This is a genomic window from Zeaxanthinibacter sp. PT1 (assembly GCF_028464225.1).
Taxonomy (GTDB): Bacteria; Bacteroidota; Bacteroidia; order Flavobacteriales; family Flavobacteriaceae; genus Zeaxanthinibacter.
Window position 1 is genome coordinate 46722 of sequence record NZ_JAQPCN010000007.1, and the last position, 25643, is coordinate 72364.

The following is a 25643-nucleotide window of genomic DNA, read 5'->3' on the forward strand; positions in this document are numbered from 1 at the left end:
TTAGTTCTTAAAAGCGTATTGAATAATATTAGCTCCCATCTGCAAGGCTTTTGTCCTAATGTTTTCGGGATCGTTGTGTACCGCCTGGTCTTCCCAACCATCGCCCAGATCTGTTTCAAAAGTGAATAACACCATTAAGCGGTCTTCATCAAAAATTCCAAAGGCTTGTGGTCGCTTGCTATCGTGTTCATGGATTTTGGGCATCCCATTTGGAAATTTATATGCCTGGTCAAAGATGGGGTGATCTGCACCCAATTCTGTCAATTCCCTGTCCGGAAAAATTTTCACCAGTTCTTTTCGTAAATACGGCTCCATCCCATAATTGTCATCAATATGTAGAAACCCTCCGGATAGCAGGTATGTTCTGAGGTTCTCAGCTTCAGCCTGGGAGAAGAACACATTGCCGTGGCCTGTCATGTGAATCCATGGGTAGGAATATATTTCAGGACTACCAACCTCTACAGTCCTGGGTTTAGGTGCAATCGTGGTGCCTATGTTGCTGTTGCAAAATTCGATAAGGTTTAGCAGGGCAGTAGGGTTTGCATACCAATCACCGCCACCATTGTATTTAAGGATGGCTATTTCTTGTGCAATGCCGGCTGAGCAAAAAAGAAATAATGATAGGGTTAAGATGATCCTCATTTTTCGGTAATCGTATTATCAAATGTAATCATTCTCAGGAGTATTGAAGGGCCGAGTCCTGAGAATAAGTTGGCATCCGTTACTTCTAAATAGTATTGGCCAAGGTAACCGTGGTACAGCCTACAATTGCAGCAGTTTCAGTGCGCAGTCGTGAGTCGCCCAAGGAAACCGGTATAAAATGCTCCTGGTATGCCTTTTTGATCTCTGTGGAGGTGAAATCGCCTTCCGGGCCTATTAGTAAAGTTATATTGGTATCAGGGGCGATCCGCCGTTTCATATCCATCTTCTCGTCATCCTCACAATGAGCGATAAAAAGAAGTCCCTGGTGTTCATTTTTAATAAATTCTTCAAAAGTAGTCGGTTCATTCAATTTTGGGAGGTATGTTCTCAGGCTCTGCTTCATCGCGGTCTGAATTACTTTCTCCATCCTTTCGGTTTTAATCGTAGTCCTTTCAGAACGCTCACAGATCAGGGGGGTAATTTCATCAACACCTATCTCTGTCACTTTTTCAAGGAACCATTCGTACCGGCTATTATTTTTGGTTGGCGCAACAGCCAGGTGTAATCGGTATCGTTTTGGATATTTTTTCTTGGCATCAAGAACTTTTACCCTGCATTTATTATGGTCTGCAACTTCTATACTCGCCGTAAATAAATAGCCCTTTCCATTGGTGATATATAAAGTGTCTCCTTCTTTTTTGCGAAGTACTTTGACAATGTGTTTACTCTCTTCGCGATCAAATTGAAATTCCTCATTTCCTTCGCTGAGATCGGGATTATAAAATAACTGCATAATGCTTTTCTAATTTTGAACTTCATTAAGTTTGCTACGGGCATGTTCCAGTCCGAGCTCGACGAAACGATGTAATTCTGATTCATTTTCAATGCCGCCGGGAGCTACGAATATAAATTCTTTCATCGGTTTGGAGGTAAAATCCATGGCTCTTATATAAGTCTCCTCCAGGATACCTGGCATTTTTTCCGGCACAACGCGGACCATGAGATCCTTCTTCACCACTCCAACCGTCATTTTACCCTTGTAGAGAAAGGCCACACCCCCGAACATATTTTTTACCTTGAAATGCCGGGAGACCGAATCCGGGAAAATCTCCAGTATGGCGATTATCCGTTTATAAAGTAATTCGTCATAAGCCATTTTTCCATAAATTAATTCAACTGATCAAGACCCCAGGGAGAACCGTGCTTTGGGACTGACGCCCTGGTCCGTAAAGGATCCTTGCTTAAATTTTAAATAACCCACAATGCCGATCATTGCGGCGTTATCCGTGCAGTATTCAAACTTGGGAATATAGGTTTCCCACCCTGATTTTTTCCGGGCTTCGGCAAGTGCCGTCCTGATGCCCGAATTCGCCGATACTCCACCACCTATAGCTACCTTTTTTATCCCTGTTTGTTTGACAGCAAGACGCAATTTATCCATCAGGATATTGATGATAGTATGCTGGATAGAAGCACAGATGTCATCCAGGTTTTCCTGAATAAAGTCAGGATTATTGGCCGTTTCTTTCTGTATAAAGTACAGGATGCTGGTTTTCAGCCCGCTAAAGCTGAAATTAAGACCATCTACCTTGGGTTTGGGAAATTTAAAGGCTTTTGGATTCCCTTTCTTGGCGTGGGCATCGATAAGAGGCCCCCCTGGGTAGGGTAGGCCCAAAAGCTTTGCACTTTTATCAAAAGCCTCACCCACGGCATCGTCTAAGGTCTCCCCGAGGATCTCCATATCAAAATAATTATTCACTTTTACGATCTGGGTATGTCCCCCGCTTATTGTCATTGCAAGAAATGGAAAACCTGGCATGTTCTGTTCTTCATCCTCAATAAAGTGCGCTAGAATATGGGCTTCCATATGATTTACATCGATTAATGGAATTCCTAATCCTTGCGCCAGCGACTTGGCAAATGAGGTTCCGACAAGTAATGAACCCATAAGTCCCGGACCGCGTGTAAAAGCTATGGCAGATAACTGTTTTTTATCGATATTTGCTTTGGCCAAGGCACGGTCTACCACCGGTACAATATTCTGTTGGTGTGCCCTTGAGGCTAGTTCCGGTACAACACCACCGTATTCCTCATGAATTTTCTGCGTGGCCACCACATTGCTGAGTTTCCTGTTATTGCATAAAACGGCTGCCGAGGTATCGTCACAGGAAGATTCAATGGCAAGAATATAAGTATTGGAATTTTCCACGTATTTGGAATAAAAATTGGTGTACAAAGGTAAAACATAAAGCACTATCAGAAAACTAGGTAAAATATTGTTGAGGACCATACTGGTGCTTTTACTCATCTGTGTTCTGGGTACACTTATCCTATCCCTTCCTTTTGTTCAGACCAGATTGGCCAAATACGCTACGGATTCTATTAACGGGCAGTACGATACTAACATCAGCATAGACAAACTGAAACTCTCTTTGCTCAGCTGGGATACTACACTTAAAGGGGTTTATATAGAGGATTACCGGAAGGATACACTTTTTTATATCCGTGATATTTCCACCTCGGTCCTTCACATGGGGAACCTGGTCAAAGGACGACTGGAATTTGGCGATATAGAAATGAATGGTCTTAACTTTAAATTGAAGACCTATGAAGGGGAGACCAATACCAATCTGAATGTATTCATTGAAAAACTGGATGATAAACAACCCAGGCCACCCGGCACCCCTCCATTCTTTTTTTCTACCGGGCTGGTGGAGATCAATAATAGCAAATTCAGGCTTCTCGATGAAAACCTGGAACGCGAACAGATCCTTTATTTCCGAAACCTGAATATCAGGGCGAACGACTTTGTGATTGTAGGGCCGAAGGTACAGGCCGATATTAGCGATATGTCATTCCAAAGTACCCGGGAACTGCAGGTGCAACAACTGGCAACAGAATTCCAGTATACCAAAGAGCAGATGCGGTTTGATTCACTTCACCTGGAGACCGGGGAGAGTACCTTAAATGGTAAGCTGGTATTTAATTACCAACGTGAAGATTTTAAAGACTTCATGAACAAGGTTCAATTAGAGGCAGAGTTCGTGGAATCTACGGTTGCATTTGACGAGATCAATAAACTATATGACCAATTTGGTAAGAAAAAGACGGTGACCTTTTCCTCCCAACTCAGTGGAACGCTGAATGATCTCACGGTAAATGACCTGTTCCTGAATTCTGACAACACGGGAATTCGTGGGGACTTCAACTTTAAAAACCTTTTTATTAAAGACGAACCATTTGTTTTAAGAGCAGATATCAGGAATATAACTACCAGTTATTACCAGTTGAGGGCGCTTTTACCAAACATTCTCGGGACATCACTTCCTTCGTCTTTTCAGAACCTCGGGCAATTCACTATCCGGGGAGATGCTACGATTACGGAGTCTTCTATCGATTCCAGGGTAAACCTGACTACGGCCATCGGCGATAGTTATGCAGATCTAAACCTCACCAGTATAAATAACATAGATAACGCCACATACGAAGGCTTCATTTCTTTAATGAATTTTGACCTGGGCGCATTCCTGGAAGATCCAAAGCTAGGGACCGCCTCTATGGACTTGAACGTTGAAGGGCAGGGATTTGTGGCAAAAACTCTGAATACAGAGATCATAGGAGAAGTTTACCATATTAACTTTAATAAATACAAATACGAAAACGTCAATGTGTCCGGTATTCTCAAGGATCAGCTTTTTGACGGTTCATTGGTTGCCAGTGATCCTAACCTGGATATGAGCTTCACCGGTCTGGCGGATTTTGGCAGTGATGTCAATACCTTCAATTTCAGAGCAGATGTGAAATATGCAGATTTCAGAAAACTCAATTTTATCAATGACAGTGTTTCTGTTTTTAAGGGGAATGTAAATATGGACATCAAGGGAAGCGACCTGGATAACATTGTCGGTGAGGTGAAATTCACGGAGACGAGTTATCAGAACGTGAACGACACCTATTATTTTGACGATTTCCAGGTAACTTCTTCCTTTGGACAAGATTCGCTCCGCACCATCGATATTAATTCTCCCGATATTATTACCGGGTATATGCGCGGTAATTTTAAGGTGAATGAACTCGGAAAGCTGGTGCAGAACTCCATAGGAAGCATTTATACCAACTACCGGCCATACAAAATATCTGAAGGTCAGAAACTGGCCTTTAATTTCAATATTTACAATAAAATTGTTGAGGTATTCTTTCCTGAGGTAGAGTTTGGCCCCAATACTTTTATCAGGGGTAATATCATCGCTGACGAGGGGGATTTTAAACTTAATTTTAAATCGCCATCTATCAAAGCTTTTGGGAACGAGTTGGATAGTATTGATGTGAAAATTGACAATAAGAACCCGCTTTTCAACACCTTTGTTTCTGTAGCGGATGTAATGACACCCTATTACAATGCAAGAAACTTTAACCTGATCAATACCACCCTGAAAGACACACTTTTCTTCAGGACCGAATTCAAGGGTGGTAGCGAATACAATGACAGCTATAATCTTAATTTCTACCACACTTTTAATGCGGAGAAAAAATCGGTTATAGGTCTTAAACGCTCGGAAGTAAGTTTTAAAAATCACACATGGGTCCTGAATAAGGATGGGAACCAGCAGAACAAAGTAATTCTCAACCGGACCTTGGATAGTATCCGTATCGAGGAGATCGTTATGAATAATAACGAAGAACAGATCAAGTTAAAAGGTGAAATTGCTGATTCGACCTACAAAGACCTTGAGATGGAATTCAGGCTTGTATCCCTTGGGAAGATTACCCCGACCCTGGACAGTCTTGACCTGGAAGGAGAGATCACAGGAAACCTGAATATCCTTCAAAAAGACAATATATACTTGCCTTCCAGTAATCTTAAGATCTCGGATTTCGGCGTTAATAGTATTAGACTCGGAGATATGAGTATCGGGATAGTCGGAAACAGGGACCTCACCGATTTTGTGGTGAATACCCAGATTACTCAAAACGGGATCGAAAAATTCAGTGTAATCGGAAATATCCTGAACCAGGGTGAGATCCCGGAGGCCTCCTTATTGGTGAACTTCAGGGATTTTCAATTAGAACCCTTCAGTCCTTTAGGGGAGGGTGTGATCACTAACATCAGGGGAAGTCTCAACGGAAGTGCCCAGGTTGCCGGACGTTTAGACAACCCGGACATCAGTGGATTGTTAAACCTGAACGACGCCGGGATCGCCATACCCTATCTGAATGTGGACTACGATTTTGGACCTAACTCCACAGTGCGATTATTCAACCAGTCTTTCGATTTCCAGAATGTAAAACTTACAGATATTGCACATCAGACCAATGCTATCCTGGATGGTACGATCACTCATGATTTCTGGGGAGATTGGGAATTGGATTTTGATGTGGATACTGAAGGAGACCGATTTTTGATCCTTAACACGGATTTTGAAGAAGAGGTCTTGTATTACGGTACCGGGTTTGTAAACGGTACCGGTGCCATATTTGGCCCGACCAGGGCTTTGAATATCACTTTTGATGGTGCTACAGCACGGGGTAGTTCATTAAAGATCCCGATCAGTGATGTGGCTTCTGTCGGGGATTATTCTTTTATAAATTTCATTGAAAAGGGCGCAATAGAGGTCGAAGAATCTGAGCGTATTTTAAAGGAGTACCAGGGACTGGAAATGGAGTTTGACCTGGTGGTTACCCCTGATGCAGAGGTAGAGATCATTGTTGATCCTAAAACCGGGAGCTCACTTAAAGGTACCGGGGAGGGTATCCTGTTGATACAGATCAACACCAATGGCAAGTTTAATATGTATGGCGACTTCGTGGCAGTAAGCGGGCGCTATAATTATAAATTCGGGGGGGTGATCGATAAGACCTTTATGGTACAGCCCGGAGGTACTATATCCTGGACAGGCGATCCCTTAGGTGCCCAACTGCAGATGGAAGCGGTGTATTCCTTAAATGCTAACCCGGCTCCACTTCTCGATAATTCGGGTTATTCCAGGCGAATCCCTACCGAAGTTGTGGTGCAGCTTACCGGAGAATTAGAGCAGCCGACGATCGACTTTAATATTGATTTCCCGGGAACGAGCTCTATTGTGAAGTCAGAGTTACAGTATCGATTACAGGATCCTACGGTAGAAGAACGCAATGCTATTTTCTTACTGGCACAGGGAACCTTTGTCAATGATAATTCAGGTTTAAGCGGGCAGGCTGTGATCGGGAATGCTATACAGACAGCTTCCGGGCTTTTGAATTCTGTTTTAAGCGGCAGTAACGATAAGTTTGATTTCGGGGTGTCTTATGAACAGGGTTACCTGGATCCAAACGATGTGCAGACTGAAGACAGGATCGGGGTCACCGTTTCTACCCAAATCAGTGATAGGGTTTTGTTCAACGGACGCTTCGGTGTACCGGTAGGGGGAGTGACCGAAACCGTTGTGGCCGGGGATGTGGAGGTACAGGTGTTGCTGAATGAACAAGGCACCCTTAGAGCTAAGATATTTAACAGGGAAAACGAGATTCGCCAGTTCCTTGCGGATGACCAGGGGTATACACAAGGAGTTGGTCTGTCATACGAGGTGGATTTTAACAGTTTTAGAGCGCTGCTCCGTAAGGTCCTGGGGAAAAACAGTGCCCCCAGGCTCGATGTAAAGCCAGATAGCGATACCCCTTCTACAGTCATGGGGCGTGATAGCCTGATCAGGGTCTATCCAAAGCAAAAAACCCGATTACCCTAAGCATTGTTAATTTTAGGATTGTTGCATTTTTCACAACCTTAAGGAAAATTTATTAACGATAACGTTATCGTTTACCAACTTTGCCTTAAATAGAGAAGGAAATCAGTGCTTTTTGGTAGAAGTTTCTTAAATTCGCAGTTCGATTTTTTTTATGGCAGATAAGATTAAAAAAATAGCAGTATTCACCTCGGGAGGAGATTCCCCAGGGATGAATGCGGCCATTCGTAGTGTGGTCAGGACATGTGCCTATTTAAAAGTAGAATGTCTGGCGATCTACCGTGGTTACCAAGGAATGATAGAAGGCGACTTTGTGCCCATGGATGCACGAAGTGTGAACAACATTATCAATAAAGGTGGAACCATCCTGAAATCCGCTCGATGTGACGAGTTTCGCACCAAGGAAGGTAGACAAAAGGCGTATGACCAATTGGTTGCCGCTGATGTAGATGCCTTCGTGGTTATTGGTGGTGATGGAAGTTTCAGAGGAGCCCAGGTCTTTAACGAGGAATTCGGATTCCCGGTGATCGGAATTCCTGGTACTATTGATAACGATATTTTCGGAACCCGGTTTACCCTTGGTTTTGATACGGCTTTAAATACCGTGGTAGATGCAATCGATAAGATCCGTGACACCGCCAGTTCTCATAACCGTTTGTTTTTTGTTGAGGTGATGGGCCGGGATGTTGGTCACATCGCATTGAATGCCGGGGTAGGAGCAGGAGCCGAAGAGGTACTTATTCCTGAACTTGATTTGGGACTGGAACGACTGCTGGAATCTCTGAAAAGAAGTAAGATATCCGGAAAATCATCCAGTATAGTTGTGGTAGCTGAAGGGGATAAGACAGGGAAGAATGTATTTGAACTGAAGGAATACGTGGAAAGCCACTTACCAATTTACGATGTAAGGGTATCTGTATTGGGGCATATGCAAAGAGGCGGGCCACCGTCTTGTTTTGACCGGGTATTGGCAAGTAGAATGGGAGTAAAGGCCGTAGAGACCTTATTGGAAGGGAAGTCGAGCCTAATGGTAGGAATCATAGATAACGAGATCGTATTAACACCTATCAGTGAAGCGATCAAAGGACATACAAAAATTGATCATGAACTTATTCGGGTATCCGATATCATGACCACCTAAGAACATTAATTTTAAAAAAAAAGAGTAATGGCAACAGTAAAAATAGGAATAAACGGATTTGGTAGAATTGGTAGACTGGTATTCAGGGCTATCGCAGAAAGAGACGATGTAGAAGTCGTTGCCATCAATGACTTATTAGATGTAGAGCATCTGGCATATTTATTAGAATACGATTCTGTACACGGTAAGTTCAATGGAACTGTCGAAGTAAAGGACGGCCACCTGTCAGTGAACGGGAAGACGATTCGTATCACTGCTGAGAAAGATCCGAAACAACTTAAATGGGATGCAGTAGGAGCGGATATCGTTGCAGAATGTACCGGGATCTTCACTACTTTAGATACTGCCCAGTTACATATTGACGGAGGAGCCAAAAAGGTGGTTATCTCTGCACCTTCTAAGGATGCCCCAATGTTTGTAATGGGGGTAAACCATGAAGATGTGAAGGCATCAGATAAGATTGTATCAAATGCTTCTTGTACCACCAACTGTCTGGCGCCTTTGGCAAAAGTATTACACGATACTTACGGCATCGAGGAGGCGTTAATGACTACAGTGCACGCCACCACCGCAACCCAATTGACTGTTGATGGTCCTTCAAAAAAGGATTACAGGGGTGGACGTAGTGCATTGTTGAATATTATTCCTGCTTCAACCGGTGCTGCTAAAGCTGTGACTAAGGTAATTCCTGCATTAGAAGGGAAACTAACCGGCATGGCCTTCCGTGTGCCAACAGCTGATGTATCTGTAGTAGACTTAACCGTGAAGCTGCAGAAAGAGACTTCTTATGAAGATATCAAAAAGACCTTTAAGGCCGCTTCAGAAGGGGAGATGAAAGGAATTCTCGGTTATACAGAAGACGATGTGGTTTCCCAGGATTTTATCGGGGATAAGCACGTAAGTACTTTTGATGCGGGTGCCGGAATAGAGCTGAACTCAACTTTCTTTAAAGTTGTTTCATGGTATGATAATGAAGCAGGATACTCTAATAAATTGGTAGACCTGGCTGTTCACGTAGCCGGACTGTAATATTAATGAACAGATGAAAATATCCTTAAAATGGGCATCTATTCGCTTGTTTTAAGGATATTTTAGTTTTAAACTATTCCGATATGATTGTAATCGTAGATAGCGGGGCAACTAAGGCAGATTGGATTGCTCTTGATGATAAAGGGGAACAGGTCTTTATGACGCAGACCCTGGGACTGAGTCCCGAAGTTCTTACACCTGAGGTGATTGTTGAACGCCTGGCCAATAATTTTGAGCTGTCAAAAAACAGCAGGAAGGTTCGTCGTCTGCATTTCTACGGCGCCGGATGCGGAACCTTACGCATGAGGAAGTTCCTGAAGAAAATCTTCAAAGAATTTTTCCCCAATGCACAGGTCGAGGTCAAAGAAGATACCTATGCTGCCATCTATTCCACTACCAAGGTAGGGCACCAGGGGATTGTTTGTATTCTTGGAACAGGATCTAACTGTAGTTATTATGACGGGCATCAGCTATTCCAAAAGGTAATGTCCCTGGGCTATATCCCTATGGATGATGGAAGCGGGAATTTTTTCGGGCGAAAGTTGATCCGGGATTATTACTTTCATAAAATGCCACAGGACCTCGCGCTTAAATTCTCAAAAGAATACAACCTGGAGGCTGATGTCATCAAAGAGAACTTATACAAGAAGCCAAACCCGAATACCTACCTCGCAACCTTTGCCAGGTTCCTGGTAGAGAATAAAGAACATGCCTACAGTAAAGGAGTAATTGATAAAGGGCTACAGCAATTTGTCAATAACTACATCATGCAATTTGAATTGGCGACAAAAGTGCCAATTCATTTTGTGGGTAGTATTGCCTGGTTCTTAAGAGATGAGCTCAAAGTGGTTATCGAAAGAAACGACCTGGTTCTGGGGGTGATCCGTCAAAGGCCAATCGAGGGACTTATGGAATTTCACAAACAGACTATTTAACAGCGATTACCGAAATTTCTACGTTGACGAACTTAGGAAGCCGGGAAACCTCGACAGTCTCTCTTGCCGGAGCCGAGGCTGGATCAAAATAAGCGCCATAGGCGGTGTTGATCTCGGCAAACTGGTGCATATCCTTAATAAAAATTGTGCTTTTAACCACATTTTCAAAAGTCATCCCGGCTTCGGTCAGGATGGCTTTTAAATTTTCCATAACCTGGGTGGTTTCTTGTTGGATACTTCCCTGGACCAGGTTCATGGTAGCTGGATCCAAGGCGATCTGTCCCGAAACAAAAAGAGTGTCATTGGAGAGAATCGCCTGGTTGTAAGGCCCGATGGGCGCCGGAGCATTGGTAGTGTGAATGATCTTTTTATTCATTGCGTTAGCGTTAGGGGATAAATGTAGTGACAACGACTCAAAGAGACAAGATGAGAAATTGAACATTTTTTGGGGAGGGACATACTGTCAACTGTCAACTGCAAACTGTCTCCTTGGGGTTCTTAACCCCGCCCCGGTCATAAGTTAATTGTTTTCAATGCAGAAAGCCTGCAGTGGGATATCTTTAGTTACAGGGTTATAGGGTTACAAGGGGACAAAGTTACAAAGGTACATAGGTTCATAGGGACATAGGGACAGAGGTAAAGAATGACTGAGGGTAGAAAGTATCACAACTGGTCTACCCATGAGTAGCAACTACTAATTGATTAGCAGTATACACCAAACTCCAAACTCCAAACTCCAAACTCCAATCACCATACTGCAACCCCGGGGTTCTTAACCCCGCCCCGGTCATAAGTTAATTGTTTTAAATGCAGAAAGCATGCAGTGGGATATTTTTAGTTACAGGGTTACAGGGTTACAGGGGGACAAAGTTACAGAGGTACATAGGTACATAGGGAAATAGGGACAGAGGTAAAGAATGACTGAGGGTAGAAAGTATCACAACTGGTCTACCCATGAGTAGCAACTACTAATTGATTAGCAGTATACACCAAACTCCAAACTCCAAACTCCAAACTCCAATCACCATACTGCAACCCCGGGGTTCTTAACCCCGCCCCGGTCATAAGTTAATTGTTTTCAATGCAGAAAGCCTGCAGTGGGATATTTTTAGTTACAGGGTTACAAGGGGACAAAGTTACAAAGGTACAAAGGTACATAGGGACATAGGGACAGAGTGACTGAGGGTGGAAAGTATCATAACTGGTCTACCCATGAGTATCAACTACTAATTGATTAGCAGTAAACCCCAAACTCCAAACTCCAATCATCATACTGCAACCCAGGGTTGTGGTTTAAAGCAGTTTAAGTTTATCTTCTTGGCGGCTGACTGCGATTCTCCCATTTCAGGTCGCTCAGGAGAGAGCTCTTAATTCCAATAAAGAAATACCAGCGTTCGTATTGCCCGAAGGGAGTCCAGTCAAAATTCAGCCGGAAACTCTTAAGGTCCCGTTCAAAACGTAACTGGGTTACCGAAAACCCCTTTCTCTTTATATCATAACCAGACGATACGCCAACAGACCATCTTGGCGCCGGAGTTATGTTCCCCGAGAACATGATCGAATGGTTGGTGAATTCGTTCTGCCGGTTGCTATTGCTGTAGGTTACGGCGTACTGAAGCCTGAGATCCCAGGGAATTTTGGTGCCGTATACCGGGTTCTCAATATCGTCCTCATCCCGGTCCTTAAAAGCACTCTCGTTAAAATCGTTGGCCTTACCAAAAAGATCGTCCGTTCTTCCCCCACTGGCAGCAACATAATTTTCCCCGTCATAAGGGTCTTCACTTACCGGTTGATCATCGCGCTTAAAATCGGCGCTGCTGATGGAATACCCGATGTTGGCCCTTGCCGAAGTAAGCCTCAATAATCCGCCGCCATTATTTACGTTAAATGTGTTGATCCTTCGCCCGTTATTATCAATCGCGTATGGGTCCAGGTTGGCCCCGAAGTTTACATTCATCTTGTTCTTAAACAAGGTGGTCCCCCCTGTAAGGCTTATAGGACTTAACTTAAGAGAATCAGCTTCCAGGTTGTAGCTAGTAGAAAGGTTGAAACTATTGAGTAACATCACCTTTTTAGGTTCGGTTACAGTACTGTCCTTATCTCTTACTTTGGCTTCTAGCGAGTTGGCCAACGAAAAGCTGAGTGAATTGGATTTTCCTAATCTGGGTGCACCGTATAATGTGTTTTGAAACCGGCTGTACTGCACGGGTAGACCGGTGGCATCATTGATGTATTCATCGTAGAACTGATCAAAGGAAGGGGCGTATCCATAGCTGACGCTGGGTCTGACCACGTGTCTTATAGCCTGTAACTTCTTATCCTCTCCAAAATTGAAGGTACCGTATAGTGTAGTACCCATACTGGCGCTTAAATTGTATTGGTTGTACCTGTCAAAACCATTAATCGTATCGGTGACCACGGTGCCTGTCCCGCTGTCAAACGATTGTTCAAAGGTTTGCAGGGTCCAGATGTCTTCATAAGAACCTCCCAGGGTAACGCTTAGATGTTTAGCCACCTTAAAATTGGTCGCTATAGGAATTCGATGCCGGGCCCCAATTTTTGCGTTATCAAACATCCGGGCACTGAGGAAATCCTCATCCGTTGTGCGGATACTATTCCTGGCATTGAGATCATATTGAAAGTTGATGTTTTCCAGGGCTCCCTTCTTTATATTTCCTCGTTTCGCCAAAGGGAAGATACGCTCCATACTGGCCTGCAGGGTGGGGAGTGTAAGATCAACTACATTGGTGTTGGTGTTCTGGTTATGAGTGGCTGTTAGACTCATGTTTACCGACGGATATTCCGGGAAAGTCTTTGAATACGAAATTGAGGACGATAGGTTATTTACCTGGGTATTAGGTAAATTCTGTTGCAGGAGCGAGTTCCGATAATATTGACTGCTTCCCAGGTTAACCGATGCCGAAAGCCTGGAATTAGGATTGGCCTTCGGGTCTTGTGAATGGCTGATCTGGATGTTATATATGGTACCACGACTGTAATCGTCAAATCCTCGCTGACTGGTGACTTGGTTCTCATAGCGGAAATTGATATTCCCTCTATAGGCATATCGTTTGGCGTAGACAGACTGTCCCCTTAAACCATAGCTTCCATTGGTGTATAGGTCTCCTGTGAGCGTCAGATCCACATAGTCATTAATGGGAAGGTAGTAGCCCCCATTCTGCAGAAAGTAGCCCCTGTTGGGATCATTTCCGAAAGTTGGCATCATCACCCCGGCCGTTCTTCCTACTGTCAAAGGGAAGTATGCAAAGGGCAGGGCAATAGGGGTGGGGACATCAACGATATATAAATTACTGAACCCGGCAATGACTTTCTTTTTTGGAACAAATTTAGCCTTCCTGATCCTGATGTAATAATCGGGATCTATGGTGTCTTTGGAGGTGGTTAGTTTACCCTCACTCAGGAAATAGACCGAATCATTTTCTTTTTTGGTGATCTGTGCATAAACCTTCATGGCGTCGCTGCCTAAGGCACCTAGACCGGCTTGTTGCTCTGAACGCGAATTAAAGATCAGGGCCTTCTCTGTATCAAAGTTAAACCGGATTGAATCCGGGATTACCACGTTCTCACCTTGCTTAAAGTAAGGAAGCTGGGTATAATTACCCAGTGAATCCTTGATTCTACCGGCATAAACTTCGTTCTTGGCGTAATCCATGACGATAATGCCTGCCTTTAATTCGGTATCCTGGTAATATATCTCGGCTTCGTTATATAGATAGATCTTCTGTTCTTTCTGACTTAGCTTCACATAATCTTTGGCCTTATATTTGATCTTACCCAGTAGGGCATTGGGATCAGGCGGTAAGGTGTCCGATTGAACAGAATCAACAGGGATACTGTCCTTTACGATGTTTGCAGGAAGCACAGGGGCACTAATCGAATCCCGCTCAGCTTTAATAGGAAGAGACTTAATTCTGTCTTCCTGTGACCATAAGGAGGAGGTGCTAACTAAAATCAGCCATAGGAGCAGTAGAAAATGTTTATTTGATTGCAATGCTTTAAATCCTATTTTTGTACTGATTCGGCTTGATTCTCGGGGCTCAAACTTACATATATTTTTTATTCTGCCGGGCGCAGACAACATAATTTTAACCTGGGGATAAGGCCAGAAATAACCAAATTACTATGCAAATTAAAAGGTTTTTTTTCATACCATTTCTAGTAGTCACCCTACTCCTGTTGTCATTTGACAGGGTTCCTGATTTGATTATGAACGATGACCCCTTTATAGTGGTGCTAGATGCCGGGCATGGGGGGCACGATCCGGGGAACCTCGGAAATGGCTATATGGAGAAGAATATTGCCCTCAATATAGCATTAAAGGCCGGTGACTATCTGTCAAAACAGTCCGGTGTTAAAGTAATCTATACGAGGGATGACGATACTTTCGTGGACCTTTATAAGCGAGGTGAGATCGCCAATAAAGCAAAAGCCGATCTTTTCGTATCTATTCATTGCGACTCCCATTCTTCAGATGCTCATGGTGCAGGAACTTTTGTTTTGGGATTGCATGCCAATGAACAGAATTTCGAGATCGCCAAAAAGGAAAACTCCGTTATCTACCTCGAGGATAACTACGAGGCCAGGTATTCTGAATACGATATAAATTCACCCGAATCTATTATTGGTCTGACGATCATGCAGGAAGAATTCCTTGATCAGAGTATCTTACTGGCTAAGTTGATGCAGGAGAATTTTTCGCAAAGTTTAAAACGAAATGACCGTAAGGTAAAGCAGGCCGGGTTTATAGTGCTGCATCAAACTTTTATGCCAAGTGTTCTCGTGGAGACCGGCTTTCTTACCAACAGATCTGAAGGTAGCTACCTGAATTCTAATAAAGGCCAGTCCGAAATGGGGAAGGCTATAGCGGATGCTATCATAAAATATAAGAGCAATGTTCGTGCGTTCCCGGATAACGCTCCTGTCATTACTTCTGTACCGGACCCGGAATCTGCAGAAGTCGCGAAAGAACAGCAGGAAACCGTTGCGGTTGAGAAAAAGCAGACCCCAAGTAGCCAACCTCAAAATGCTTCAACAACCGTAGCCAAAACGCAGATCAAGGAGGAAAAACCTGTGCAGACAAAAGCTGCAACGACACCGTCAAAGGAGGAAACTAAGAAAAACAGAGAAGAAAAGACCAAAGCAAAGCAGTCGGTATCTTTTAAAGTACAATTACTTGCGAGTAGTAAGAATATACCCTTAGAACCAGGAGAATTTAATGGGTTAGGAAAATTGTCAAAAGAGCCATTTCAGGATCTTTTCAGGTACTTTTACGGTAACACTAATTCCTATGACGAAGCTAAATTGCTTAAAGCCAACGCCGACCAGAAGGGATTTAACACTTCTTTCATTGTGGCTTATAAGGACGGAAAAAGAATTTCGGTGACCAAAGCGCTGGAATACCTCTCTGAATAATAGGAGGTCTTCGAAAAATTATTTCTAATTTTGTTAGGAACCCAAAAAAAAATCGCTTGAAATTATCCAGGGAAATTAAAACAGGAATAATCGTTATCGGCGGAATCCTGTTGTTCATGTTAGGTTTCAGCTATCTTAAGTCAAGCCCTCTATTTGATAATAGCAAAACCTTTTACGCAGTCTACAAAAATGTAGGGGGATTGCAGCCTGGAACTCAGGTAAGTATTAACGGCTTCACAGTAGGGACAGTGAATGGGATAAAATTCAAGGATGCTACCGGGAACCTCGTGGTTACCTTCTCGGTGGACAATAAGTTCGAGTTTTCTCAAAACAGTACTGCTGAGCTTTATGATACCGGGATCATCGGAGGAAAAGGAATTCAGATTCACCCGGTCTTTGACGGAGCCCCTATGGCAAAGTCAGGAGATACCCTACCGTCCAATACCCGCCCGGGGCTTACCGATTTAGTGCAGCAAAAACTTTCTCCTTTACAGATGAAGGTAGAGGGTGCAGTCAGTAATGCCGATTCTCTGCTGGCTAATGTAAACGAAGTTCTGGATGCGGATACTAAAAAAAATCTCAGGGAGACCATACGCGGCCTTAATGCGGTAGTTGGCAGTTTTCAGCAGAGTGCCAATACCCTGAATAACATTCTGGAGGAAAACAAATCCGGACTGGACAGTTCTATCACTAATTTTAATACCATGACCACGAACCTTGCCGAGGTGTCCGGTACTTTGGCCGAAGCAGACTTGGGTGCAACCATTGCCAAATTAGAGACCACCGTAGCCAACCTGGATAAGGTACTTGCCAAAATAGAACAGGGTGACGGATCTCTGGGGAAGCTGGTCAATGATAAAGTACTTTACAATAACTTAAGTAGTGCCTCGCAGGAATTGGAATTATTACTGCAGGATTTTCGCCTGAACCCAAAACGATATGTGAATGTCTCGGTTTTTGGGAAAAAACAAAAGGAGTATACACTACCTGAAAACGACCCGGCAGAACCTTTGAAAGAATCAGAGAATAACTAGATACCTGATAATGCAATACCTACCCAATATTATCTTTTTACTGGCCTTATTGGCCGGGATCGGTTTTTTTGCCCGGAATATCAATAAGCTTAGAAGGAATATAAATTTAGGTCGGCCGGCAGACCTGGTACATGCACCTGCTCAAAGACTTCAGAATATGCTGAAGATCGCTTTTGGCCAGTCCAAGATGGTAATTAGGCCGGTTGCAGGGTTAATGCATTTGATCGTATACATCGGTTTTATTATTATTAACATTGAAGTTCTGGAGATTATCATCGATGGATTGTTCGGAACTCACAGGATATTTGCCCCTCTGGGAGCCGTCTATGATGTGTTGATCGCTTCATTTGAAATACTCGCTTTATTGGTGATTGTTGCCGTTGTTGTTTTCTGGCTTAGGCGGAATGTCGCTAAACTCTCACGATTTAAAAAGCGAGAGATGCAAGGATGGCCTTCCAAAGACGGTAACCTTATTCTTTACATAGAGTTCGTGCTTATGGTGCTGTTTCTTACCATGAATGCAGCAGACCTACAGTTGCAGCAGATGGGGGCCGATCATTATACACAGGCCGGATCATTCCCTGTAAGCCAGTACCTGGGTGAGCTGATGAGCGGGTTGTCCGAATCTTCACTGATTTTGTTGGAAAGAACCGCTTGGTGGTTACATATCCTGGGGATACTTGCATTTTTAAATTACCTGTATTACTCTAAGCATCTGCATATCCTTCTTGCTTTTCCTAATACGTATTATGGTAGGGTGACACCACAAGGGAAGTTTCCTAACCTGGATGCAGTAACCAAAGAAGTGAAACTGATGATGGATCCATCTGCCGATCCTTTTGCAGCACCTGCCGAAGATGCAGAGCCCCCGGCAAAATTTGGAGCTTCGGATGTTATGGACTTGAATCGGGTACAGTTGCTCAATGCATATACCTGTACAGAGTGTGGGCGTTGTACGGACGAGTGTCCTGCCAACCAGACCGGAAAGAAACTTTCTCCCCGGAAGATCATGATGGATACCCGGGACAGGATGGAAGAAGTAGGGAAGATCCTGGATGTCAACAAAGGAAAATTTGTTGACGACGGCAAACAACTTTTAAACGATTATATCACTGCTGAAGAATTATGGGCATGTACATCATGTAATGCCTGTGTGCAAGCCTGCCCGGTAAGTATTGATCCTTTATCCATAATAATGGACCTGAGGCAGTACCTGGTCATGGAAAAATCAGCAGCTCCGTCAGAACTCAATAATATGATGGGTAATATAGAAAACAATGGGGCCCCGTGGCCTTTCAACCAAATGGACCGATTAAACTGGGCCAAAGAATCAAAATAAAGATAATTGATGAGTAAGGAATTAAAGGTACCAACAATGGCAGAGGCTGTAGCCGCCGGGAAGAAACCAGAAGTTCTTTTCTGGGTAGGCTGCGCGGGAAGTTTCGATGACAGGGCGAAAAAGATTACAAAAGCATTTGTTCAGATATTGAACCAGGCCGAGATCGATTTTGCAGTGCTGGGTACCGAAGAAAGTTGTACAGGCGATCCTGCAAAAAGGGCGGGAAACGAATTCCTTTTCCAGATGCAGGCAGTAACCAACATTGAAGTTCTGAACGGGTATGGAGTAAAAAAGATCGTAACGGCATGCCCCCACTGTTTCAATACCTTGAAAAACGAGTATCCGGGATTGGGCGGAGATTACGATGTTGTACATCATACCCAATTCCTGAATGATTTGCTAAAAGAGGGACGAATATCATTACAGGGAGGAAAATTTAAGGGTAAACGTATTACATACCACGATCCCTGTTACCTGGGCAGGGCCAACCAGGTTTACGAAGCTCCACGGGAACTAATAGAGAAACTGGATATTGCCCTGGTAGAAATGAAGAACTGCAAACAGCGCGGAATGTGTTGTGGCGCCGGTGGCGGGCAGATGTTCAAGGAACCTGAGAAAGGCGATAAAGATGTAAATATAGAAAGGACAGAGCAGGCATTGGAAACTCGTCCTGATATCATTGCAGCTGCCTGCCCATTCTGTAACACCATGATGACAGACGGTGTAAAGAACAAGGAAAAAGAAGATGATGTTGCTGTGCTGGATGTAGCGGAACTTATTGCACAAGCCGCAGACTTGTGATCTTCTCTTGCCTGCAATGGCAGGTATAATTAAGATATTTTATGTTATTGCCCGCGCTATGCGGGCCATTAAATCAAATTGTTATGTTGGTTTCATTTGAAGAACTACCCGACACTTCGCGTATATGGATTTACCAGGCCAATAGGCCTTTTACAGAGGAGGAACTTGAAGAGATCAGACCGAAAATGGATGCCTTTTTAAAGGAATGGACGGCTCATGGCAGTCAGCTACAGGCCGGATACGAGATCAAGTACCGTCGGTTCCTTGTCGTGGCGCTGGACCAATCCGTGGCATCGGCATCTGGATGCTCTATAGATGCCTCCGTTCGGTTTATTCAGGAACTGGAAAAACAGTACGATGTAGAATTATTGGATAAAATGAACGTGACCTTTAAGCAAGGACCTTATGTCTCCTATAAGTCATTGAAAGATTTTAAGAAAATGGCTTCACAGCGTTCGATCTCCAAAAACACCATTGTATTCAATAACCTGGTGACCAATAAACACGAATACCTTAATCATTGGGAGGTGCCGGCCGAGGATAGCTGGCATTCAAGGTTCATAAAATGATCCCGATCTATTGACCCACTCAGGCCAGAGCAGCTGGTAGGTATCCGATGAAATGCAATATTCTGAACGCTTTTTAGTTAGTATCATAGAAACTTATTTATGCCAAGATTCCTCATTTTAGCTTTCTTTTTACTTTTAATTCACTTTCTCCCGGCCCAGGAACACCCTTTGATTGCTAAGGATTCATTGGAGCAGGCCCTCTGGGTGAATGCTAAATACGAGTCGATGACCCCTGAAGAAAGGATTGGTCAGTTACTAATGGTGATGGCTCCCCCAGCCACAGATAAGGCGGGAATGGCAAAAACCGAGAAGTTAATTACGGATCACCATATTGGAGGAATTATCTTTTCCAAAGGTGGACCGCTATCACAAGCTGAACAAACTAATCATTACCAGTCTTTGGCCAAAACACCTTTAATGATCGGTTTGGATGCAGAATGGGGCCTGGCCATGCGCCTGGATTCCACCTATGCCTTCCCTTGGAATATGACCCTTGGCGCTATAGAAGATTCTACCTTGGTAGCACAGGTTGGACACCAGATTGGGTGCCAGGCCAAAAGATTAGGCGTGCATATTAATTTTGCACCGGATGTGGATATCAATACAAACCCAAGGAATCCCATCATAGGGAATCGGTCTTTTGGAGAAGACCCTGACAACGTAAGCGAAAAAGGATTGGCCTTCACCAGGGGCATGCAAAGGGCAGGTATATTGGCTTCTGCCAAACATTTTCCGGGTCATGGCGATACTGCCGTAGATTCTCATAAATCGCTTCCCCTGATAGAACATGACAGGGCAAGGTTAGACAGTGTTGAACTGCTACCCTATAGAAAACTGATAGATGAAGGGGTAGCCAGCATTATGGTAGGCCATCTACATATACCGGAACTGGAAAGGGATAAAGGCAGACCTTCTTCCCTTTCCAAAGAAATCATCACAGACCTGCTGCGAGAGGAAATGGGATATCGGGGATTGATATTCACCGATGCCCTTAATATGAAAGGAGTTACCAATTTCGCTCCCGGTGGGGAAACAGCGCTGGAGGCTTTTAAAGCCGGTAACGATATGCTCCTGATGCCGCAGGATGCCCTCTTGGCGAAAGAGGCGTTAGTAAAAGCTTACGATCGCGGGAAACTCAAGGAGGACCGCCTGGCCGAATCGGTTAAAAGGATACTGATGGCCAAATATAAAGCTGGTCTACACGATTACAGCCCTGTTATAATTGATGAATTATACGAGGACCTGAATAGTGAGAGTAATGACCTTCTCTACGCCGAGGCTATGGAGAATGCTATAACAGTCTTGCAAAACCGTGTAGATATTCTTCCGATTAAGCGATTGGAAAACAAGAAGATTGCCTACGTAAAATTAGGGGATGCAGATAGTGATCCATTCCTGGAAACCATGCAAAATTATACAGATGTCATCCAAGTGAATGGGAAGGACATTGCTACGATCACAGAGAAACTGCGAGAATATAACCTGGTAATCGTAGGGTTTCATAAAGATAACAGTAGTCCCTGGAAACCCTATAAGTTCTCGGAAAAAGAGAGGTTCTGGTTGCACGAAATAGCGCGTATGCCTCAATCCAATACGATTCTTGCATCTTTTGCAAACCCTTATGCACTATCAGACATAGCCACCTTTCAAGATATCGATGGTGTGATACAGGCTTACCAAAATAGCCGGATCAGCCAGCAGAAGACCGCGCAGATCATTTTTGGGGCTCTTCCGGCCAAAGGCAGCTTACCGGTATCTGCGCATCGTGACTTCCCTGTAAATTCCGGGATTAAATTTGATGCTCTATTGCGTTTGGGGTACGATGTACCGGAGCGAGTGGGTATGAGCAGGATAGGGCTGGCAAGAATTGATACCCTGGTTCAGAATGGTATTGACTCCATGATGTTCCCGGGAGCACAAGTACTGGTGGCCCGGAAAGGTAAGGTTATCTATAACAAGGCTTTCGGAAAACCGACCTATGACAGTAAGGACTCTGTGACCACAAATAGTATTTACGACCTGGCTTCACTTACCAAGATTCTGGCTACACTACCACAGCTCATGAAGATGGAAGAAGAGGGTGTCTTGGCCTTGAATAACACTTTCCAGGAATTGCTACCCGAATTTGAGGATTCTGATCTGAAAGACGTGACTGTCCTGAAGGCACTGTCCCATTATGGTCGTTTACCTGCCTGGATCGCTTTTTACGTGGATACCCTGAATAAAAACAGGAGGCCCTCTCCTGAATTTTACAGGAACCATCGGGCCGACGGCTTTTCTATCCGCGTTACAGACCAAATGTACCTTAGTGATGCCTATACGGATTCTATCTATAACAGGATAGAGCGGCAAGAATTAAAATCGAACCGATATCGCTACAGTGATATCTCCTATTATATTTTAAAGAAATATATAGAACAAGCAAATGGCTCCCGCCTGGATTCGCTTGCCGACCAATTCTTATACAAACGCCTTGGAGCAAACAGGACAGGGTTTAATCCTCTGGACCGCTACCCTATGAAGGATATTGTACCTAGCGAAGTGGACAATTATTACCGGTACCAGGTAGTGCAGGGGTTTGTACATGACATGGGAGCTGCGATGCAAGGAGGTGTTGGCGGACATGCCGGCCTCTTCAGCAACGCCAATGACGTGGCGAAGATCATGCAAATGTACTTACAGGGTGGATATTACGGGGGAGAGCGTTTCCTGGAGGACCGAACCGTTGAAAAATTCAATAAATGTTATTTCTGTGACAAGAAAGTCAGGAGAGGAGTAGGATTTGATAAACCACAATTAGACGAAAAAGGACCTACCTGCGGATGTGTATCCCGTAAGAGTTTCGGACACAGCGGGTTTACAGGGACTTACACCTGGGCAGACCCGGAACAGGAACTTGTTTATGTCTTTCTCTCCAATCGTACTTACCCTTCTGCGACCAATATGCTACTGGTAAAATCAGCCTTGAGAACCCGGATTCAGCAGGCTATTTATGATTCCCTTATCAATTAAGAAAAAAATTTAACCGTAGTTTTGTTGAAAGGCCCGAACATATCGGCCCTGTTAATAAAGATTCACGGATGAAAATAGCCATAGTTTGTTACCCGACTTTTGGAGGGAGTGGGGTAGTTGCCACAGAACTAGGAATTGCTTTGGCTTCGAGAGGGCACGAGGTTCACTTTATCACTTATAAGCAGCCGGTTAGGCTTGAATTACTGAACAGCCGAATTCACTTCCACGAAGTTCATGTGCCGGAATATCCTCTCTTCCATTACCAACCATACGAGCTGGCCCTCTCCAGTAAATTGGTAGATACGGTTAAACTTTACGGAATAGAATTACTGCATGTGCATTATGCCATACCCCATGCCTATGCGGGGTATATGGCAAAGAAAATGCTGGAGGAGGACGGTATCTATATCCCGATGATCACCACATTGCACGGAACGGATATAACCCTGGTAGGGAAACACCCCTTTTATAAACCCGCAGTTACCTTCAGTATCAACAAATCTGATGTGGTCACCTCGGTGTCGGCAGCGTTAAAGGAAGACACTCACCGGATATTTGATATAGAAAATGAGATTGAGGTAATCCCCAATTTTATAGATATCACCAATTATGATACAGAATTCACGGATTGCCAGCGGTCATTAATGGCTGAAGAAGATGAGCGGATTATCACGCATATCAGTAATTTCAGGAAAGTTAAACGGATTCCGGATGTGATCAGGATCTTCCATGGTATTAGCAAGGAAATTCCGGCAAGACTTATCATGGTCGGTGAAGGTCCTGAAAAGGAGGATGCAGAAAGGCTCTGTGCTCAACTCGGAATTAAGGACAGGGTGATCTTTTTGGGAAATAGTAATGAGATAGACCGTATTCTTTGTTTCTCAGACCTTTTCCTCTTGCCTTCAGAAACGGAAAGCTTCGGGTTGGCGGCCCTGGAGGCTATGATCAATCGTGTTGCGGTTATATCCAGTAATACCGGGGGTATTCCTGAAGTTAATAAACAAGGAGTAAGCGGATACTTGAGCGATGTCGGCAACATCGATGAAATGGTTGCCAATGCACTGCATATTCTTCGTGATGAGAAGGTGTTAGAGGAATTTAAACAGAATGCCTTCAAGGAAGCCTCCAAATTTGATATTAAACATATATTACCTTTATACGAAGCCGTTTACGAGAAGGCGTATAAGGCTAACTATAAGAATTCTATCTGATCATGAAGTTCTTACCCTGTCTTCTTATTATTCTATTTATGAGCTGTAATTGCTATAAGGGTAAGTCCCAGTCAAATTCGGATCAGCAGACACCGCAACTAACATTGCTTATGACCGATCCTTATGGGGGAGGGGAGCAGCAGGAAATTCTGCTTATTGAGAACCAAAAGGCTTTAAAAGCGTTTTTTGCCAAGGTGAATCGGACCAGGAAACCGGGCTTGCAGGTTCCCGAGGTCGATTTTGAGAAGGACATGGTAATCATTTATTTTAGTGGGCAGACGACCCAGGAAGAATTACCGCTATTGTCTGTGGAGGAACTCAAGGATGAACAGCTCCTAATTTCAGTCAGTGAACGGGAAGCACTAAAAGAAAGTAGTACCAACACTGCAGTTTTAGAGCCGTTCGGATTATACACCATGGCGAAAACCGATAAAAAAGTACTCCTTCAGAAGCAGTAAATATGAAAGCCTCCATTCAGGAGGCTTTATCTTTTTATGTATTTTAGGTTTATGTTATACAATCATTCCTGCGGCTACCGTTTCGTTGGTGGCATCATCGATAAGGATAATACTACCTGTTAAACGATTTTTTACATAGGGGTCTACCATCAGGGGCCTGGTTGTTTTGATCCTCACTTTGCTGATGTCATTCATCTGTAGGCTGTGATCGTCTTCTTTCTTCTCCAGCTTATTGATGTCTATTTTGTAAAGAACCTCCTTGATCATAGCCTTCTGGTCATTAGAAGTGTGCTTGATAGTATATTTGGACCGTGGCTTAGCGGCATCTTTGTTTAACCAGCATAACATCACTTCCAACTCCTGGGAAGGCACAGGAGGATTGGTAGTCCTGGCAATCATATCACCCCTGCTGATATCAATATCATCTTTTAAGGTCAAGGCTACAGACATTGGTGCGAAAGCTTCTTCAATCTCACCACCGGGCCCTGTGATGCTTGCAATGGTCGAGCTTAATCCGGAGGGGAGAACTGTGACCAGGTCCCCAACACGAAAGCTTCCACTGGATATCCTGCCTGCATAGCCGCGGTAATCCAGGTATCCTTCCCTTTGTGGGCGCAAAACGGTCTGAACCGGGAATCGGGCGTCATCTTGAGAAACGTCATTACTGATTTCCAGGGTTTCCAGGATATGTAATAAAGTTCCTCCATCGTACCACGGCATATGTTCAGATGGGTTGACTACGTTATCTCCTAAAAGCGCACTGATTGGGATAAAATGGGTATCAGTAACCTCTAATTTGGAAGAAAAGGACCTGAATTGGGACACAATTTCAGTAAATGCAGTTTCATCAAAATTGACAAGATCCATCTTATTGACGCATACGATCAGGTGTGGGATCTTCAGTAAATTGGCTATAAATGCATGCCTTTTGGTTTGTTCAATGACCCCGTGCCGGGCATCGATCAAAACGATCGCCGCATTGGCCGTAGAAGCCCCGGTAACCATATTCCTGGTGTATTGTATATGACCTGGAGTGTCAGCGATGATAAATTTACGTTTTGGAGTAGTAAAGTAGCGATATGCAACATCTATAGTGATCCCTTGTTCTCTTTCATCCCTGAGCCCGTCTGTGAATAAGGCCAGGTCTATACCATTATGCCCTTTTTTCTTACTGCTGTTCTCAACGGCCTCCATCTGGTCTTCAAAGATGGATTTGGAATCGTATAGCAGTCTCCCGATAAGGGTGCTTTTACCATCGTCTACACTACCTGCAGTGGTAAACCGTAATAATTGATTTTGATGTATTTCCATGATGTTGAA

Annotated in this window: 19 protein-coding genes; 12 read left to right on the top strand and 7 right to left on the bottom strand. The window is 43.9% G+C overall.

Annotated elements, in window-relative coordinates:
* From PP178_RS14355 to tsaD, 4 genes are all read right to left on the bottom strand, one after another.
* Complete coding sequence (locus PP178_RS14355; protein WP_272595051.1) at nt 1-642, bottom strand: DUF4159 domain-containing protein; 642 nt, start codon at nt 640-642, stop codon at nt 1-3.
* Between the two features lie 85 nt (nt 643-727).
* Complete coding sequence (locus PP178_RS14360) at nt 728-1435, bottom strand: 16S rRNA (uracil(1498)-N(3))-methyltransferase (RefSeq protein ID WP_272595052.1); 708 nt, start codon at nt 1433-1435, stop codon at nt 728-730.
* A gap of 9 nt (nt 1436-1444) precedes the next feature.
* Nucleotides 1445-1798 carry a TfoX/Sxy family protein gene (locus PP178_RS14365; RefSeq protein ID WP_272595053.1) on the bottom strand — a complete coding sequence of 118 codons (354 nt, stop codon included), beginning with the start codon at nt 1796-1798 and terminating at the stop codon, nt 1445-1447.
* A gap of 24 nt (nt 1799-1822) precedes the next feature.
* Nucleotides 1823-2851, bottom strand: coding sequence for a tRNA (adenosine(37)-N6)-threonylcarbamoyltransferase complex transferase subunit TsaD (gene tsaD, locus PP178_RS14370; protein WP_272595054.1), 1029 nt, complete (start codon nt 2849-2851; stop codon nt 1823-1825).
* Between the two features lie 67 nt (nt 2852-2918).
* Here tsaD and PP178_RS14375 point away from each other — a divergent pair, with 67 nt between their 5' ends.
* The 4 genes from PP178_RS14375 to PP178_RS14390 all read left to right on the top strand — a co-directional run bounded on the left by PP178_RS14375 (nt 2919) and on the right by PP178_RS14390 (nt 10466).
* Nucleotides 2919-7364: a translocation/assembly module TamB domain-containing protein gene (locus PP178_RS14375; protein WP_336298548.1), complete on the top strand. Its 4446-nt coding sequence runs from the start codon at nt 2919-2921 to the stop codon at nt 7362-7364.
* Nucleotides 7365-7515: 151 nt separating this feature from the next.
* Entirely contained in the window at nt 7516-8502 is a 987-nt protein-coding gene (pfkA, locus tag PP178_RS14380; RefSeq protein ID WP_272595055.1) for a 6-phosphofructokinase, read from the top strand.
* A gap of 27 nt (nt 8503-8529) precedes the next feature.
* Nucleotides 8530-9531 (top strand): type I glyceraldehyde-3-phosphate dehydrogenase, encoded by a 1002-nt coding sequence (gene gap / locus PP178_RS14385; RefSeq protein ID WP_272595056.1) that lies wholly within the window; start codon nt 8530-8532, stop codon nt 9529-9531.
* A gap of 83 nt (nt 9532-9614) precedes the next feature.
* Nucleotides 9615-10466, top strand: a complete 852-nt coding sequence (locus tag PP178_RS14390) for an N-acetylglucosamine kinase (protein ID WP_272595057.1) — start codon at nt 9615-9617, stop codon at nt 10464-10466.
* On the opposite strand, the gene PP178_RS14395 is transcribed toward PP178_RS14390, so the two are convergent.
* Entirely contained in the window at nt 10459-10842 is a 384-nt protein-coding gene (locus PP178_RS14395; protein ID WP_272595058.1) for a RidA family protein, read from the bottom strand. The genes PP178_RS14390 and PP178_RS14395 overlap by 8 nt on opposite strands.
* A gap of 933 nt (nt 10843-11775) precedes the next feature.
* Complete coding sequence (locus PP178_RS14400) at nt 11776-14568, bottom strand: putative LPS assembly protein LptD (RefSeq protein WP_272595059.1); 2793 nt, start codon at nt 14566-14568, stop codon at nt 11776-11778.
* A 125-nt stretch (nt 14569-14693) separates the two neighbouring features.
* On the opposite strand from PP178_RS14400, the gene PP178_RS14405 reads away from it, so the two are divergent.
* From PP178_RS14405 to PP178_RS14440, 8 genes are all read left to right on the top strand, one after another.
* Entirely contained in the window at nt 14694-15899 is a 1206-nt protein-coding gene (locus PP178_RS14405; RefSeq protein ID WP_272595060.1) for an N-acetylmuramoyl-L-alanine amidase family protein, read from the top strand.
* Between the two features lie 56 nt (nt 15900-15955).
* On the top strand, nt 15956-16933 hold the full coding sequence (locus PP178_RS14410; protein ID WP_272595061.1) for an MlaD family protein: 978 nt from the start codon (nt 15956-15958) through the stop codon (nt 16931-16933).
* A 10-nt stretch (nt 16934-16943) separates the two neighbouring features.
* Complete coding sequence (locus PP178_RS14415) at nt 16944-18272, top strand: (Fe-S)-binding protein (RefSeq protein ID WP_272595062.1); 1329 nt, start codon at nt 16944-16946, stop codon at nt 18270-18272.
* A 9-nt stretch (nt 18273-18281) separates the two neighbouring features.
* The gene (locus PP178_RS14420) at nt 18282-19073 is read left to right on the top strand and encodes a (Fe-S)-binding protein (protein WP_272595063.1); all 792 of its coding nucleotides are present in this window, start codon (nt 18282-18284) and stop codon (nt 19071-19073) included.
* Nucleotides 19074-19156: 83 nt separating this feature from the next.
* Nucleotides 19157-19642: an ABC transporter ATPase gene (locus PP178_RS14425; protein WP_272595064.1), complete on the top strand. Its 486-nt coding sequence runs from the start codon at nt 19157-19159 to the stop codon at nt 19640-19642.
* A 99-nt stretch (nt 19643-19741) separates the two neighbouring features.
* On the top strand, nt 19742-22654 hold the full coding sequence (locus PP178_RS14430) for a glycoside hydrolase family 3 N-terminal domain-containing protein (protein ID WP_272595065.1): 2913 nt from the start codon (nt 19742-19744) through the stop codon (nt 22652-22654).
* A gap of 68 nt (nt 22655-22722) precedes the next feature.
* Entirely contained in the window at nt 22723-23865 is a 1143-nt protein-coding gene (gene bshA / locus PP178_RS14435) for an N-acetyl-alpha-D-glucosaminyl L-malate synthase BshA (protein ID WP_272595066.1), read from the top strand.
* A gap of 110 nt (nt 23866-23975) precedes the next feature.
* Nucleotides 23976-24323: a hypothetical protein gene (locus PP178_RS14440; RefSeq protein ID WP_272595067.1), complete on the top strand. Its 348-nt coding sequence runs from the start codon at nt 23976-23978 to the stop codon at nt 24321-24323.
* A 54-nt stretch (nt 24324-24377) separates the two neighbouring features.
* Here the strand turns inward: PP178_RS14440 and PP178_RS14445 are convergent, their stop codons facing one another.
* The gene (locus PP178_RS14445) at nt 24378-25634 is read right to left on the bottom strand and encodes a sulfate adenylyltransferase subunit 1 (protein WP_272595068.1); all 1257 of its coding nucleotides are present in this window, start codon (nt 25632-25634) and stop codon (nt 24378-24380) included.
* Nucleotides 25635-25643 lie beyond the last annotated feature (9 nt).